Genomic DNA, 14,972 nt, shown 5'->3' with positions numbered 1-14,972 from the left:
CCACGCCAAAATCCGGTGCCTCGGAGAGCAGGCCATGGCCGTCCTGAAGGGCTGGCGCCTGCTACGCAAGCTCCGCTGCAGCACCAACCGGATCAGCGACATCGTGAAGGCCGTCGTCGTCCTTCACCACGCCTCAACCTGAGGTTGGAAAGGGCTCACTGCCGCGTGACAAGATGCCAGGTCACGATCTACAGCTGGAGTACCAAGCAGAACTCGGCAGACAGCACGGGCTGTCGACCTTTCGGTCGCCCGGCCTTCGGCGCCACGGACACCAGCGTCCCGCGAGCCCGTTCCCGTCGTGGTCACGTGGCCGCGCCGCCAGGGGCCGGGGTCGGCATCAGCGCGTTCCAGAGGGGCGTGGCCTTCGCCGCGGTTGCGAGCACTGAGCTCCTCCCAGTACCAGTCCTGGCCGAGGAGCTGCTTGACGCGCGCGATCGCCTCGGCGTCGGGGCCGCTGTAGTAGTGGACCTTGCGGGTGTTGCCACCGGTGACCATGCGGAACATCACGTCGGCGGTGATCGCCGGGTCGGAGCGGACGAGGTTGAGTTTGCTCCTGCTTGGCGGACAGGTTGGATGTGTCGCTCAGGCCCACATCCACAAACGCGCACCCCACCACGGCCTGCCCCGCTGGGACGACTACACCGTCAGCGGCCGGCCAGCACGATGAATCCGCCGCCGGCAGCATCGGGTACCCGCCGTGCACAGGGTTCCTCCGCAAGCGGCTTCCAGACGGGGAATCGGGGCGATACCCGCAAACGAGGCAGTGGCTCAGCCGGAGTAGGGGCTCCAACGACCCAGACGTGCCAGCTCGGTGCGGGCGGCATCCTCATCCAGACCGAGCGCAGCAGCCACCTGAGCGTCGTCCAGGTCCTGTCGTGTGGCGCGGGCGGCCCAGTAGCCGGCCCGCTCGGCCGTGATCCGCGTCCACCGGGCTGCCCGCACCGCCGCGACGGGAGAGGTCTTGGCCAGCTTGCCGATCTCCTGCTCCAGTTGCTCCAGCAGCATGGTGAGGGTCTCGGGCAGGGGGACGGTCGTCGCCTCGACGGCAGTGGTGTGCCCGTCCCAGTCCCGCGTACAGGCATCCGCCTCGTTGTCGGCGGCCTCGTCGAGTTCCTGCTCGCCGATCGCCTCCCAGTCCAGATGGTGCTCAGGGCCGGTCCAGCCGCAGGAACACACCGCGCGAAGAGCAGCCGCACGCGGTGCGTGGGGGAAGCGGCCGTCGTAGACGCTCCACTGGGACGTTGACTGCACGTGGGAGCCCGACCCGGTGTCGAAGTACGCCGGGCCCGGCACCCTCCCGTCAGCCAGCAGGACACCGACCGCTCCCTCGTGAGAGCTGCCGAACTCCTCGCTCGTCCACGTCTCCCGCTCGCTCATGACACCCCTCCTGCAACCGGCCCCGCGTTCCCGGGCGCCCCGGGGAAGGGGTGCCGGACTACGACGATGCCCCAACCGGCACCACCAGAACGCCCGAATCCACGAACGAGGCGACGGGACGGGCCCCGCTGCAGGACACGCGCCCAGGAGCAGCCCCGGAGCATGGCGGACATGCACCAGGCAGGCCCACGACCGGGCGCAGAACATCCGACGATCCCGGGTCATCGGCATGCCGACCACCGGATCCATGAGGCGCGCGCCCTACTACCAGCGCTTCTACCACGGGTGCGCTGCCTCCTGCGGCAGCGCACCCGTGCCGGGCTGTCGGCGGCGAACCGTCAGCCGCGCCGTCCTTCGCGGGCGAGGGCGGGCACGAAGCGGGCCGCGTCCAGCGTGCCGACGCCGGTGGCCATGTCGTAGCCGTTCACCGCGGTGTAGCCGGTGACGCCCTGGTAGCTGTTGTTCGTACCGTCGTTGACGTCGACGATGCCGGTGGAGCGGTCGTAGGCGGAGCGCCCGTACAGGCAGTACAGCGCCTCGTTGATGTTCCCCAGGCGCTTGCCCGCGGCCTGGTCGGCCAGGGCCACGATGCCGGAAAACAGCGGGCTGGACTCGCTGGTGCCGCCGGAGACGTCCCAGCCGGTGGTCGCCGGGTCGTAGCTGCTGTAGATCCACGCGCCGCCGTCGACCGCGGCGGCCATCGAGATGTCCGGGGTGCCGCGCTGCGCGCCGACGATGTTCTTGACGCCGTTCTGGAAGGCCGGACGCTTGAACACGTGCGACTGGCCTCCGCCGCCTGCGCCGTTGTCGTTGTAGACGCTCTCGGGGGCGGTCCGCTTGCCCGCGTCGTTCAGGTGCAGCTGGGTGCCGCCGATGGAGGTCACCAGCGGGTCGGAGGAGGGCCAGGAGTTGACGGGGTGGTCGTAGTAGGCGCTGCCGTCGGCGTTGTAGTCGGTGGCTCCGCCGTCGCCGGAGGAGGCGAGCACGGTGACGTGGTTGCGCGCCGCGGCCTCGAAGGCGTAGCGCAGGTTCTTGATGCTGGAGAAGTCACCCTTGTCGAAGCCGGGGAAGGTGTTCTCGGTCGCGCCGAAGCTCTGCGTGATCACATCGCCGATACCGCGGTCGATCAGGGACTTCTCGGCGTCCATCATCTCCGGCAGGCCGGTGGTGCCTTCGGTCTCCGCGACCGCCGTCTCGACCAGGACGATCTTCGCGTCCGGCGCCACGGCGTGCGCCATCTCCACGTCGAGGGTCGTCTCGCCGGCCCAGCCCAGCATGTCGGCGTTCTTCGGGTCCCACGCGGGGACGTTGCCCCACTTGACGACCTCCACCTTGGTGCTGGGTATCCCGAACTGCTTGCTGTAGACGTCCAGGTCGTGCTGGACGGTCGGCGAGCCGAAGGAGTCCACGATGACGATCGTGCGGCCCTTGCCGGTGATGCCCGCCTTGTACAGCGGGTTCAGGTTGTACGCCTCGCGGTACTGCAGCGGGGTGTAGCAGGCGATCTTCCACTTGGTCCGGCACTCCTTTATGGAGAGCGGGCTGCCCACGGAGCGGATCAGCTGGTGTCCCGCGACGGCCGGACGGGCCACGGTGCGCGGGACCGCGGAGGTGTGCGGTGCGGAGGCGGTCGCGGTACCGGTCAGTGGGGCGGCCGCCATCGCGGTGAGCGCGAGGCCGGTGGCAGCGGCCGTTGCGGCTGCGGAACGCGGCCACGTACGACGAACTGGATGCATTGCAGACTCCCTGGGGGGGGTGGCACCGCGCAGAGCGGCTTTCGAGATCTCACCCGGCAAGTCATGTGCAGGACAAGGGTATTTGACGCTTGATGCCGAACGCTTTACCTGAATGCGCAGTACGCCGCCTCCACGGCAGCCTCCACCGCCACGCCCCGGCCACCGGCGTGCGCCCGCAGTAGATCCGGCCCCCGGCCGGAGCAAGTCCCGCTCCAGGTCAGCCCTGTCGGGTATGCCCGCGGCGGCCGATTGCCACCCCGGAGCGTCCGCTCACCGAACACCGAACGGCGAAATCCGGACTCGATTCGGCCAATTCATGACGTGCTCCTGACAATGATCGCGATCGCTGGCACTCTCTCCCCATCCCCAGCACGGACCAGCTCCGCCACGCTCTGCCCGGCCGGCCTCATCCCAGCCGCCCGGTAACCCCCCACAGGCAAAAGGAGTCAGCGTGAAGTCCACGCATCGTCGTAACGCCACCGCCACAGGTGCCCTGCTCGCCGCGGCCGCCCTGCTCACCGTAGGTGTCCAGGCAGGCAGCGCCAGCGCGCAGCCCGACGAATCCGCGAACGCCGCGGCCCCCAAGGGCCAGCCGGTGCGCAACCCGGGCGCGCTGCCCGCACAGCTCTCCCCGTCCCAGCGCGCCGAGCTCATAGCCAAGGCCCAGAGCACCACGGCCGCCACGGCCAAGGAGCTCGGCCTCACCTCCCAGGAGAAGCTCCTCGTCCACGATGTGGTCAAGGACCAGGACGGTACCACCCACACCCGGTACGAGCGCACGTACGAGGGACTCCCGGTCCTCGGCGGCGACTTGGTCGTCAACCGTACGGCGGCCAACACGACGCAGAGCGTCAGCAAGGCGTCCACCGCCCAGCTCGCGGGCGTCTCCACCTCCGCCCCGGCCGACGCTCCGGCGGCCGCCTCCACACAGGCCCTCGACGCCGCGAAGGCGGTCGGCTCCAAGGCCACCAAGGCCGACGCCGCGCCCCGCAAGATCGTGTGGATGGCCAAGGGCGTGCCGACCCTCGCCTACGAGACCGTCATCGGCGGACTCCAGGACGACGGCACCCCCAACCAGCTCCACGTCATCACCGATGCCAAGACCGGCGCCAAGCTCCACCAGTGGCAGGGCATCGAAACCGGTGTCGGCAACACCCACTACAGCGGCCAGGTCACCCTCGGCACCTCGAAGTCCGGTTCGAACTTCACGCTGAACGACACGGGCCGCGGCAGCCACAAGACGTACAACCTGAACCACGGTACGTCCGGCACGGACTCGCTGTTCACCCAGACCACCGACACCTGGGGCACCGGAGCCAACTCCAACGCCGCCACCGCGGGCGCCGATGCCGCCTACGGCGCCGGGGTCACCTGGGACTTCTACAAGAACGTCCTCGGCCGCTCCGGCATCCGCGGCGACGGCGTCGCCGCCTACTCCCGGGTCCACTACGGAAACGCGTACGTCAACGCGTTCTGGGACGACGGCTGCTTCTGCATGACCTACGGCGACGGAACGGGCAACAACGACCCGCTGACCTCGCTGGACGTCGCCGGTCACGAGATGACGCACGGCGTCACCGCCGCCACCGCCGGTCTCAACTACAGCGACGAGTCGGGTGGCCTGAACGAGGCGACCTCCGACATCATGGGCACCTCCGTCGAGTTCTACGCCAACAACACCAGCGCGCCGGGCAACTACCTCATCGGCGAGCAGATCAACATCAACGGCGACGGCACCCCGCTGCGCTACATGGACAAGCCGAGCAAGGACGGCGGTTCCGCGGACAGCTGGTACTCCGGGGTCGGCAACCTCGACGTCCACTACTCCTCGGGCCCGGCGAACCACTGGTTCTACCTGGCCTCCGAGGGCTCCGGCGCCAAGACCGTCAACGGGGTCAGCTACGACTCGCCGACCTCCGACGGCCTGCCCGTCACCGGGATCGGCCGGGACAAGGCGCAGCTGATCTGGTACAAGGCGCTCACCACCAAGTTCAACTCCAGCACGGACTACGCGGGTGCCCGCGCCGGCACGATCGCCGCGGCGACCGAGCTGTACGGCGCCGGCAGCCCCGAGGTCAACAACATCACCGACGCGTGGGCCGCCGTCAACGTGGGAGCCCGTTCGAACGGCGGCACCCCCACCCCGGGCAACGTCTTCGAGAGCACCGCCCAGGTCGCGATCCCGGACTCCCCGGGCCCCGCGGTCACCTCGTCGGTCAGCGTCACCGGTGTCACCGGCAACGCGCCGAGCGCCCTCAAGGTCGGCGTGAAGATCACCCACACCTACATCGGTGACCTCCAGATCGACCTCGTGGCGCCCAACGGGACCTCGTACCGCCTGCAGAACTCCTCCTCGGACTCCACGGCGAACCTCGACAAGACGTACACCGTCAACGCCTCGGCCGTCGCGGCCAACGGCACCTGGAAGCTGAAGGTCCAGGACAAGGGAGCCGCGGACGTCGGTACGATCACCGACTTCAAACTCACCTTCTGACCGCCTGACTGCGCATGACCTGAAGCAGTAAACAGCCTGATCCCACGTACACGACACCCCCGCCTCCACAACACAGGAGGACGGGGGTGTCGTGTACGTGTCCACCCAGCTCCGAGACGACAGCGCCCACCTGACCGCCTGGCGCGTGTCCCCGGCGCACGGGTGCGGGCCGTACGGCTGGACCTCGCCGACCTCTCGTCGCTCGAAACATCGGTGGAATCACTGGAGGTGGAACGCCTTGACGCGGTAGTCCACAACGCCGGCGTCGCGCTTGACGACCCGCCGCGCAGGGAGACCGGGGACGGTCACGAGCTCATGTTCGGCACGAACCACCTTGGGCACTTCGCGTTGACCCGGTGGCTGATGCCGCTGCCGTCGGCTGCGCCGGCAGCCCGCGTTGTGACGATGGGCAGCTTCGCGGCGAGGTCCGAGCGGCTCGACCTGGACGACCTGCAGTCCCGGAAGGGCTACCAGCCCAAGCGCACTTACGGACGCTCCAAGTTGGCACAGATGTACTCGCAACGGTGCGGAACCGCCGCCCACCCGCCGCTCCGGCCTTGTTTCACCTATCGAATATCGATAGATTCCCATCGCAACTCGATGGAAGGATGGGCCATGGGAAAGCTGACCGTGCATGCGCTGCGCGCCGTGCTCGTGGTGGTGCTCACCGGCACCGTGTTCGTACAGGCATTGATGGTGTGGGCATTGGCCACCGACCCGGAGGACGGGTCGCTCCCGCTGACCCCGCTGCGCGTGATCACGATCCTGGGCATGGTGTCAGCCCAGGTCGCCCTGGTCTGCGTTTGGCGGCTGGTGACCATGGTGCGACGCGGAACCGTTTTCTCCCACGCCGCCTTCCGGTACGTGGACGGTGTGATCGGCGCGATCGTGGCGGCTGCCCTCGTGTGGTTCACGGTCACGGCCCTCAATGCGCCGGGCCAGCGGGACGACCCGGGTGTCACCGTCATCATGGGCGGGGTTGGCGTGGCCATCCTGGGGGTCGCGCTCATCGTGCTCGTGCTGCGGATGCTGCTCGCCCAAGCCGTCGCGCGCGACGTCGAAGCGGCACAGATGCAGGCCGAGTTGGACGAGGTGATCTGATGCCGATCACCGTCGACATCGACGTGATGCTGGCCAGGCGGAAGATGTCCGTGGGCGAGCTCGCGGACCGCGTAGGGATCACGCCCGCCAACCTGGCGGTACTCAAGAACGGCCGCGCCAAGGCGGTGCGCTTCGCGACGCTCGCCGCGCTCTGCGAGGTGCTCAGGTGCCAACCGGGCGACCTGCTCCGCTGGGAGGCCGAGGACGCCGCGGACGGATGACGTGCCCCAGGGCGGGCCTGGAAGCGCCTGACGCCACCGGCCCGTGACACGTCACGTGGACCACATGGACGCGGATCGCCGATCACCCGCAGCACCATCCCGACCCCGTTGGGGCGGTGCCTGCCTGCGGAAGCGACAGTACGGCGGCGGCCGGGCCGCATCGATGGCCACGCCTTGTACCAGGAGGTGGGCCGCTGGCTAGCCAGCGGTCGCGTCGGCACGGGCGGTCAACTGCGCGGACCGGCGGTCGACGGCAAGAGCCCGCACGGCCGAATACAGCGGAAACTCGGCCCCGGCCTGGATATGTTCCACTGACCGCGACCTGCGTGATCCGTTGCTCGGCAAGCCCGGGAGACCTGCGCCGTGGCGGCCTCGTCGAGCGGTGCGGCGAGGAGCTGCCGAAGCCCAGAGCGTGCCCGGCTCGCCTCGCGGGCCTCCCGCGCATCGCCCATGCTGAGTAGGAGGGCGCCGTCGGCCCTGAGACTTGTCCTTCCCCAGGGCCGAAGTCGGCGCCTGAGAGGAGAAAGTCATGCGCATGCGAAGAATGCTGGGCCTCGCGCTGGCCGCAGCAACCCTTGCCGGCACGAGCGCCATCGGTGCTGTCAGCGCCCAGGCCGCCGCGTCTGTGACCATCACCAGAGACGAGTGCACCGCCGCGGGCGGACAGATCACATCAATCCCCTACGACGGCTACGTCTGCACGTTGCCTGACGGGACCAGGCACCGGATCGCTTGACACGCCTTACGGCCTGAACGTGACGTCATCCCGCCGTCGTCGGCGGGCCACCGCTCCTTCGCAGCCCAGCCTCCAGGCGCTCATCGACTCGCTCACGCGCGTTCCTCGCCTCCCTCACCGCAGGAGAAGTACGCGCCCGGCGCCATTGCCGGCGAAACCCTCAAACGCAGAGCCCGAGGCGAGGTGGGCTTCCTCGACACGGTCGCTTCGGTCCAGGTCGAAGTCACCCGGACTGGTACCCGCACGCGACGACGACCAGAGCAGGCTTGGGGACCCACAGGCGCGACAGACTGCTACGCGCCGCCCATTTATTGGCGTCCGGCGGTCGTCCGGAGTGGATCTCCGCGCGCTTTCATCGCGTTTGCCCGTCGCTGCGGATGGCAGGAGACTGGTGATATCAGCGTGGCCATACCGCTGGAATCCGGGCTGCTTGGCGCCAAATGCTTCGGCCCGCTGTTGTCACATCAGCGGGCCCCTGCTATTTCCTCGCCTCTTTCCATGGCCGGGAACACGAGCAGTGACCTGAGAACATCCAAGCATCAACTGATGAATTGTCAACCGTTGGCCCTCTCGCCCAGGAGGTGTCCCATGAGCGGGACCCGCCCCGTCAACTGCATCATTCCCCCATACATTCTCGACAAGCTCCTGGAGAGCGAAGACCGTGAGGTGCGCCAGGCCGCCTTGGACACGCTGCTGACCACTGCGCGCCTGCGGGGCGAGCGAGCGGTCCGGGCGTCCCTCGCCGGCGCGGCCGCCACCGCCGGTGACGGCAGGCGCACCATGTTCGACTGCGAGCAGGGGGTTTCCCTCCCCAACGCTGTCCTGGTCAGGCCGGAAGACGGACCGCAGTCCGCGGACCCGGCCGTCAACCAGGCGTTCGACGGACTCGGCCTGACGCGCGATTTCTACAAGGAGGTGTTCCAGCGCAATTCGATCGATGACCGGGGGATGCGGCTGGACGGATACGTCCACTTCGACGTGCAATTCAACAACGCGTTCTGGGACGGACGTCAGATGGTCTTCGGTGACGGGGACGGAACGGAGTTCAGCAACCTCTCGGGATCGCTGGACGTGATCGCACACGAGTTGACGCACGGGGTCACCGAGAACACATCAGAATTCGAGTACCACAATCAGTCCGGGGCCCTGAACGAGTCGATGTCGGACGTCTTCGGGTCGCTGGTCAAGCAATGGTCGCTGAAGCAGGCGGCCGAGGACGCGGACTGGCTGATCGGGGCTGAGGTATGGACCCCGGGAATCGCCGGCGACGCCCTACGATCGATGAAGGAGCCGGGGCAGGCATACAACAATCCGCAATTCGGAAAAGACCCCCAGCCCGACCGTATGAGCAAATTCATCCACCTGCCCGACACCCGTAGAGGGGACTTCGGCGGGGTGCACTTCAACTCCGGCATCCCGAACAAGGCGTTCTTCCTGGCAGCCGTGGGCATTGGCGGATTCGCATGGGAGACTGCCGGGGCCGTCTGGTACGAAACACTCAAAGCCTCCAGCAAGGACGCCAATTTCCAGGAATTCGCGGACACCACCTTCCATAAGGCCGGGGAACTGTTCGGCATCGGAAGCCCCGAGCAGTCGGCCGTGCTGGCGGCGTGGCAGGGAGTGGAGATCCAGATCAGCGGGGTCCCGGCGGGGCTCGCCCGGGCACGGAGCTTGCCAGTCGACGGGAACGGCGGCCTGGGCCGGCAGGACGGCCTGGCAGCCCTGTCCAGGCAGATCGGGGAACTGAACGCCAAGGTGACCGGGCTGGCCAAGGAAATGGCCGCACTGAAGGGTGCCAAGTGACCACCGGTCGCGCGCAATGAAGGTGACTCTGCAGTCATACGGCGGGCTGGCGGCGGTAGTCCGCCGCCAGCCCAAGGTGCTGGACACAGCGACCCTGCCCGAGAACGCCGCAGCGGAGCTGACCCAGCTGGTGGCGGCGGCCGTCGCGATGCCCGTGGAGGACCAGGACGACCGTGCCAGGGACGCGATGACCTACACGATCACGGTGGAGGACGACGACCACGCGACGGTCCTCGAACAGTCGGACGCCGCCATGTCCCCGGCGTTCGCAACCTTGCTCACCCGGCTCAAGAAACACCTCGCGCAGCAGGACCGGCCCTAGCACAGCACCAACGGCACCGCCTGGAGCGCATGGAACACGCTGGGCACCTGGGCATTCCAGACCAGCTGACACGCAACCGGCAGCCTCCTCGATCCACCGGACCCTTCCCCTTCCACCCCGAGGCTTCGCTCGTCCACAGCCTCGGAGCCCGGGGCCCCGGTTCCCAGCACCCGCCGGGCTATGAGGCCTTCTCGCACCTGGAACGGGCCGACCAGGTCGTTGCCACGGTACCCGGCGGAGGATGGCAGGCCCACTGGACGGATCAAGGCCCTGAGGGAACGGGCGTGATCAGGCGGCGCCAGCTTCGCCGTCGATGGCGGCGGGGCGGTTCTTGAGCCGGTAGCTGGAGCCGTTGATCAGGACGACGTCGCAGTGGTGGAGGAGCCGGGCCGGCACCTGTCACCCTGAGCAGCCACCAGGGATGACCGGCGGGTCGTCAGGCGACGAGTGCGTAAATGCTGCTGCTGGTCAGCCACAGTCCGGCCAGCAGCGAGAGGGTGACGATCAGCTGGTCCTGGTGATGCTCAAGCCAGGTCCGCAGAGCGTTCAGCCGAGCCTGGGCGGCACCCGGCGCCCAGACGGTGTACAGCTCCATGATCAGGAGACTGAGAGTGGCCAGCAGACAGTAGCCGGTCAGGGCGAGCCAGTCGGAGAGGGAGGAGAGGTCGGCATCGACGACCGTGGCAGCGCCGGCACCGACCAGGGCCCACGGCTGGAGCAGCCAGGCGAGCGCGGCGGCGGTGCCGAGCGAGGCGCCGTCGACGCGGCCCGTCCAACTCGGTGGTTTGTACGGGCGGGGCGGCTGCCGGAACCGGTAGCCGCCGAACAGCACCAGGCCGACGCCGATCGCCAGCTTGGCGGCGACTGCGGCGGTTGACTGCGTGCTGTGGTGGACGGGCGGCGTCCCGCCGGTCAGCAGCACGACACAGGCGACCACCACGACCAGGTCGGCCAGCCAGGACAGCAGGAAGGCGAGGCCCTTGCGAACACCGCGGCGCGATGCAAGCAGCAGGATGAAGGCGCTGTTGTGCAGAGGTCCGAGGGTGATGGCCACGCCGATCACGACCAAGTCGACGACCATCGGCACAACCGCCCCCTCCCGGAGGTCAGGGCCGCCCGGGGTCCCGGACGGGCGTTCTGCACAGGCCTGCCCGGTGGGGTGGGCACGGGTGCCGGCGCCCGCGTGGCACGGTGATCCGACTCTGCGGCTCCTGGCCCGACGGGTCAAGCCAGCCACGCCGGTGCCCCGAACGCCTCCGCCCCGCCACGGACAACGGCATGCGGTGAAGGCGGCCCGTTCGGTGGGGTGAACAGCAGGGCGGGGCGGTTCCGGTCCGCCTTTGGTCGTGAGGCGCAGGCTCGCGGCGTCCTTGCCGGGAGGCACGCCACACTGGCGCCGGTGCTCGCGGCTGAACTGCGACGGGTGTGCTCCCTGCAGCCGGATCCGCCTCTGGAACCGGATCGGGCTTATCGCGGTCACCGCCTGGGCGCGTCGCCGCCTCCACGCGGGGCGTTGCCCGGGCTTGCGTGCAGCAACGCTCGGCGACCGCGGAGGCGGCGCTGACTACCGAGAGGAGACGTGACGTCGCCCCTCATCCGCGTCGAGGCTGCCGCTGTCCTGGCCCTGGCCCTGGCCCTGGCCTAGGAGAGTCTGGCCACAGGGCGTTGGTGGTTACGCGGCGGGCGCTGCCGCTTGTGGTCGTGCTTCCGGCGGCGGCCCCGCGGGGAGGCGGGTGAGCCGGAGCGTGCCGACGTAGGCGACCACCACGGCGGCGATCACCAGCGGCATCACGGTCAGACCCTCCGTGCCGAGGAGCAGGGTGGCCAGCATGACGGAGGTCAGCGGCAGTTTCAGCATCGCCACCGTCATCGCGCCGATCCCGATGGCGAATCCAGCGGTGGTTCCCAGGCCGGGCAGGTGGGAGAGCGCGAGGCCGCCGACCGCGCCCACGAACAGGGCAGGGAAGACCGGGCCGCCGCGGAAGGCGCTCATCGAGGCGCAGTAGGCCAGTGACTTGCACACCAACAGGGCGATCAGGGTGGCCGCCGTGTAGCCCGCGCTGTCCGCCAGCAGCGGGCCGAGTGCGTCTTGGCCGGAGAACAGCACACCAGTGGCCGGCCGCTCAGTGATCACTGCGTACAGCAGCGCGATCACGCCGATGGCGAGGCCCATCAGGACGGTGAGCGGCAGCCGTCGTCGGTCGACCAGGCCTTGCAGGGCGAGCGAGGAACGGCGGATCGCCTCCCCGAGGAGTGCGGCCAAGACGCCCGCGACGATCGCCCAGGCGAACTCGCCGAGAGTGGGCCGGCCGACGGCCGGCACGTGGCTCAAGGCCAGCGAGTAGGTGCCGAGGCCGGTCCAGGCACCGAGACCGGTGAAGATCAGCGACCCGATGCCGGCGGACAGCAGGCCAGGCACCAGCACCACGCCCATCATCGGCCCGCCCAGCCCGGAGGCCTCCATCAGCAGGAAGGCACCGACCAGCGGGGATCCCAGCAGTTCACTGATGGCCGCGAAACTGCCGGCCGCGCCGATCACGGCGACGGCGCTGGGCGGAGCATCTCGTTTCAGCAATCTGACCGCGCCGACGGCGAGCCCGCCGCCGAGCGCGATCAGCGGGGCCTCCGGGCCGAGGACGACCCCCAGGCTGAGCGAGGTGACCGCGGCGATTACCACCCCCGGCACGGCGGCGAACGAGGGTGTGCCCCCGGTCTTGAGGCCTTCGGCCGGCTTGTGGCCGCCACCGCCGGGCAGGTACCGGATCGTCAGGACGACCAGTACACCTGCGACCGCGAGCAGCGGGATCGCCCACCAGTCGGGAGTGCCCTGGAAGCCGAGGCTTTTCGGTAGGTCGCTGTAGACCAGCGACTGGAGTTCGGAGACCAGAGCGAGGAAGCCGAACGCGCCGGCCGAAATCGGGACGCCGAGCAGGGCCGAGATCACCAACACCGACACATATCCGCGGGTGCGGACGATCGCCAGCGGGTCATTCGGCGCTGCAGCGGGCTCGGCGGGCGGTCCGGCTGGCATGTGCATCGTCTCCTCGGAGTCCGGCCCGACCGGAACACCGGTCATACAGGCCTGAGGCTGGTGGTGGCGTGGGCATCGGGCGGTTCGGCCTTTCGGCGGTGACCGGCATCCAAGCCGGGAGCCGACCCGCCCGGACGGTGTCGGCCAGGGCCTGGTGGTTCGCCCGCCGACACCAGCGGGCGTCGGGTGGGGCCTCACCGGTTGCGACCGGCTCCTGCGGGACGGCGTGCCGCGCCGGTGACCCCGTACTCTCGTCGCTGGCCACCGGCTGTCCCTCCTGCCTGGCTGGGCGGCACCACCGCCCGGCGGCCGGTGTGGATCCGTCCTGCGCATCATTGCGGGAACAGACGATTCCGTACCGCTGCGGCACGCTCGGACTCGTGATCCGTGGCAGCCGCCACCGGTCGAAGCCCTCTGTGGCACGGCATGAACCGACCGCCGGAGAGCCGGTCGGGTGGAGCTGGGCGAGTGTGCCGGGCGGCCGACGAGTCCCGGGAACGCCTGGCGGGTCCGTTTGTTCCGGTTCTGCCCTTGGTCAGCGGTCTTCGTCTGCTCGGCTCATCGTGCTTCACCCCGCGCGGGGCGGTTGCCGCGGTGTTCCTGCGCTGCCTCGGACTTCGCCGTGACAGGAAGAACGGGATGCTGGTGGCCAGCGCCTCGATGGCCCGCAGTCCCGGGTACGGGGAGAGGAGGATCAAGCGGACCTGGCGGCCCCCGCCGAAGCCCGCCCGCGGCAGCCGATGAGGTCAGCCTCCTCGGTTTCCCGTCCGGTGGGGAGACGGCTGTCGGCCGGCGGCGACCCCTGCTGTTGTGAAGCCCCGCTGGAAGCACGGCGGATCACGGATCACGGAGCGTCGTGGTGGGCGTCGGCGGACCGGGCGTCGAGCTTGTGCGGCCGGGGTGTGCGCAGGGCCGTGACCAGCCAGGGCTGGAAGGGCAGGTGCCCGGGGATCACGTGCCAGTCGTTGACGGTCCAGACCAGGCGCCAGTACCGGGCGACGAGCGGGTCGTACCCCACCTCGAACTGCCGGGCCATCCATTCCCGCAGCTCGCCGTCTTCGGGCCGGTTGAGTACGGCGGCGAAGCGCGCCACGACGGCGTCGGCCACAAGGACGGCCTGGTCGCTCTCCGGGTCGGTTCCCGCGTCCACCGAGGCGGTGACCGCCTGCCGGGCGAAGCGCACGAGATCTGCCGCTTGCTCCGGCGCCGTACCCGCAAGGGCGTCCTCGTCGGCGGGCGGGAGTGCCGCTTGGGCCAGGAGCGCGCGGAAGGTGTCGTCCGCGATCAGCTCGGTGATCTCCACCCACGCGTCGAGCTGCGCGTCGGACGGGTCATCGGGAAGGTTGGGCACGGCAGTGCGCAGGGCAGCGACTGCATTCTGGGCGGCGGGGGTGCCTGCATGAAGGCTGCCCAGGAAGTCGGCCACCAGGCGGCGTCGTTCGTCGGAGGCGAGACGGGTCAGGCGGTACATACGAGTGATCTCCTCGGGAGTGGAGCCGCGCCCCGCCATGCAGCGCAGCAGGCTCAGCCGCGTGCGCAGGGCCCGGATCTGGAGTTCGACGGCGTCTGCGTGCGCCGTGGCGGCCTCAGTGAGAGTGAGATCGCCGTCGAGAACACGGCGGATGGTGGGCAGGCCGACGTCCAGTTCCCGCAACACGCCGATCGTCCGCAGCCGGTCAAGGGCCGCGTCGTCGTAGCGCCGGTATCCGGCCCGGGTGCGCAGGGTCGGGGGCAACAGTCCGGTGTCCGAGTAGAACCGGATCGTGCGGACCGGGATGCCGGTACGGGCCGAAAGGCTGCCGATCGAGTGCGGGGGCGTCATGCCGTTCATGACAGCAACTCTCCGGTCTCCAGCCACTGGAGAGTCAAGCCGACCAGGGCACCCCGGCCAGAAACCTGCCGGAACGGCAACCGGTGGCGGCAGCGGGAGGAGATCTGGACGCCGCAGGGCTGGAAGCTCCGGCACCGGACGCCGACTGGGTGGCCGGCTTCCACCTCGACGGCAACGGCTCAAGCACCTACGCGAACCGTTGGAACAACGGCCTGAACCAGGTGTGGCACTGACGACAACCGGAACGCCCGCAGATCGCGGGCCCGTGGTCGGCCAGCGCACACGAACGCGCAGGTCACAAGCCCTGGCCTGCCTTGAGG

The 14,972-nt window shown here is 69.3% G+C and carries 13 protein-coding genes and 2 pseudogenes; 9 read left to right on the top strand and 6 right to left on the bottom strand.

All coding sequences use genetic code 11. The features are described 5' to 3' along the window. Nucleotides 1-142 (top strand): annotated as a pseudogene (locus tag ABTY04_RS34125) (IS5/IS1182 family transposase); the annotation flags it as partial. A 626-nt stretch (nucleotides 143-768) separates the two neighbouring features. On the opposite strand, the gene ABTY04_RS34120 reads toward ABTY04_RS34125, so the two are convergent. Next, nucleotides 769-1,377, bottom strand: a complete 609-nt coding sequence (locus tag ABTY04_RS34120; protein WP_352217323.1) for a hypothetical protein — start codon at nucleotides 1,375-1,377, stop codon at nucleotides 769-771. A 338-nt stretch (nucleotides 1,378-1,715) separates the two neighbouring features. Next, entirely contained in the window at nucleotides 1,716-3,113 is a 1,398-nt protein-coding gene (locus ABTY04_RS34115; protein ID WP_352217322.1) for a S53 family peptidase, read from the bottom strand. Nucleotides 3,114-3,564: 451 nt separating this feature from the next. Between ABTY04_RS34115 and ABTY04_RS34110 the strand changes: the two genes are divergently transcribed. The 7 genes and pseudogenes from ABTY04_RS34110 to ABTY04_RS34080 all read left to right on the top strand — a co-directional run bounded on the left by ABTY04_RS34110 (nucleotide 3,565) and on the right by ABTY04_RS34080 (nucleotide 9,790). Beyond that, complete coding sequence (locus ABTY04_RS34110) at nucleotides 3,565-5,607, top strand: M4 family metallopeptidase (protein WP_352217321.1); 2,043 nt, start codon at nucleotides 3,565-3,567, stop codon at nucleotides 5,605-5,607. 141 nt (nucleotides 5,608-5,748) lie between these two features. Continuing rightward, nucleotides 5,749-6,120: pseudogene (locus ABTY04_RS34105) on the top strand (SDR family NAD(P)-dependent oxidoreductase); the annotation flags it as partial. Nucleotides 6,121-6,222: 102 nt separating this feature from the next. Next, nucleotides 6,223-6,708 (top strand): DUF2975 domain-containing protein, encoded by a 486-nt coding sequence (locus ABTY04_RS34100; protein WP_352217324.1) that lies wholly within the window; start codon nucleotides 6,223-6,225, stop codon nucleotides 6,706-6,708. Beyond that, nucleotides 6,708-6,929 carry a helix-turn-helix domain-containing protein gene (locus tag ABTY04_RS34095; RefSeq protein ID WP_352217320.1) on the top strand — a complete coding sequence of 74 codons (222 nt, stop codon included), beginning with the start codon at nucleotides 6,708-6,710 and terminating at the stop codon, nucleotides 6,927-6,929. The genes ABTY04_RS34100 and ABTY04_RS34095 overlap by 1 nt, the downstream gene beginning before the upstream one ends. Before the next feature lie 529 nt (nucleotides 6,930-7,458). Next, complete coding sequence (locus ABTY04_RS34090) at nucleotides 7,459-7,665, top strand: hypothetical protein (RefSeq protein WP_352217319.1); 207 nt, start codon at nucleotides 7,459-7,461, stop codon at nucleotides 7,663-7,665. Nucleotides 7,666-8,253: 588 nt separating this feature from the next. After that, complete coding sequence (locus tag ABTY04_RS34085) at nucleotides 8,254-9,468, top strand: M4 family metallopeptidase (protein WP_352217318.1); 1,215 nt, start codon at nucleotides 8,254-8,256, stop codon at nucleotides 9,466-9,468. 16 nt (nucleotides 9,469-9,484) lie between these two features. Continuing rightward, nucleotides 9,485-9,790 carry a protealysin inhibitor emfourin gene (locus tag ABTY04_RS34080; RefSeq protein ID WP_352217317.1) on the top strand — a complete coding sequence of 102 codons (306 nt, stop codon included), beginning with the start codon at nucleotides 9,485-9,487 and terminating at the stop codon, nucleotides 9,788-9,790. Nucleotides 9,791-10,078: 288 nt separating this feature from the next. Here the strand turns inward: ABTY04_RS34080 and ABTY04_RS34075 are convergent, their stop codons facing one another. The 4 genes from ABTY04_RS34075 to ABTY04_RS34055 form a co-directional block, all read right to left on the bottom strand. After that, nucleotides 10,079-10,186 (bottom strand): ATP-binding protein, encoded by a 108-nt coding sequence (locus ABTY04_RS34075; RefSeq protein WP_502996773.1) that lies wholly within the window; start codon nucleotides 10,184-10,186, stop codon nucleotides 10,079-10,081. Between the two features lie 40 nt (nucleotides 10,187-10,226). Then, nucleotides 10,227-10,871, bottom strand: coding sequence for a GAP family protein (locus tag ABTY04_RS34070; RefSeq protein ID WP_352217316.1), 645 nt, complete (start codon nucleotides 10,869-10,871; stop codon nucleotides 10,227-10,229). A gap of 591 nt (nucleotides 10,872-11,462) precedes the next feature. Further along, nucleotides 11,463-12,821 carry a chloride channel protein gene (locus tag ABTY04_RS34060; RefSeq protein WP_352217315.1) on the bottom strand — a complete coding sequence of 453 codons (1,359 nt, stop codon included), beginning with the start codon at nucleotides 12,819-12,821 and terminating at the stop codon, nucleotides 11,463-11,465. 844 nt (nucleotides 12,822-13,665) lie between these two features. Beyond that, entirely contained in the window at nucleotides 13,666-14,652 is a 987-nt protein-coding gene (locus ABTY04_RS34055; RefSeq protein ID WP_352217314.1) for a MerR family transcriptional regulator, read from the bottom strand. Between the two features lie 83 nt (nucleotides 14,653-14,735). Between ABTY04_RS34055 and ABTY04_RS34050 the strand changes: the two genes are divergently transcribed. Beyond that, nucleotides 14,736-14,885, top strand: a complete 150-nt coding sequence (locus ABTY04_RS34050) for a hypothetical protein (RefSeq protein ID WP_352217313.1) — start codon at nucleotides 14,736-14,738, stop codon at nucleotides 14,883-14,885. Nucleotides 14,886-14,972 lie beyond the last annotated feature (87 nt).

Source organism: Streptomyces sp. NPDC097981 (assembly GCF_040302565.1).
Taxonomy (GTDB): domain Bacteria; phylum Actinomycetota; class Actinomycetes; order Streptomycetales; family Streptomycetaceae; genus Streptomyces.
This window is presented reverse-complemented; position numbering and strand designations above follow the sequence as displayed.

Bases quoted from the DNA above. Each gene is read 5' to 3' on its own strand.
- ABTY04_RS34055 (WP_352217314.1), bottom strand. From the start codon at position 14,652: ATGAACGGCATGACGCCCCCGCACTCGATCGGCAGCCTTTCGGCCCGT.
- ABTY04_RS34115 (WP_352217322.1), bottom strand. From the start codon at position 3,113: ATGCATCCAGTTCGTCGTACGTGGCCGCGTTCCGCAGCCGCAACGGCC.
- ABTY04_RS34090 (WP_352217319.1), top strand. From the start codon at position 7,459: ATGCGCATGCGAAGAATGCTGGGCCTCGCGCTGGCCGCAGCAACCCTT.
- ABTY04_RS34120 (WP_352217323.1), bottom strand. From the start codon at position 1,377: ATGAGCGAGCGGGAGACGTGGACGAGCGAGGAGTTCGGCAGCTCTCAC.
- ABTY04_RS34085 (WP_352217318.1), top strand. From the start codon at position 8,254: ATGAGCGGGACCCGCCCCGTCAACTGCATCATTCCCCCATACATTCTC.
- ABTY04_RS34080 (WP_352217317.1), top strand. From the start codon at position 9,485: ATGAAGGTGACTCTGCAGTCATACGGCGGGCTGGCGGCGGTAGTCCGC.
- ABTY04_RS34095 (WP_352217320.1), top strand. From the start codon at position 6,708: ATGCCGATCACCGTCGACATCGACGTGATGCTGGCCAGGCGGAAGATG.
- ABTY04_RS34070 (WP_352217316.1), bottom strand. From the start codon at position 10,871: ATGGTCGTCGACTTGGTCGTGATCGGCGTGGCCATCACCCTCGGACCT.
- ABTY04_RS34060 (WP_352217315.1), bottom strand. From the start codon at position 12,821: ATGCCAGCCGGACCGCCCGCCGAGCCCGCTGCAGCGCCGAATGACCCG.
- ABTY04_RS34100 (WP_352217324.1), top strand. From the start codon at position 6,223: ATGGGAAAGCTGACCGTGCATGCGCTGCGCGCCGTGCTCGTGGTGGTG.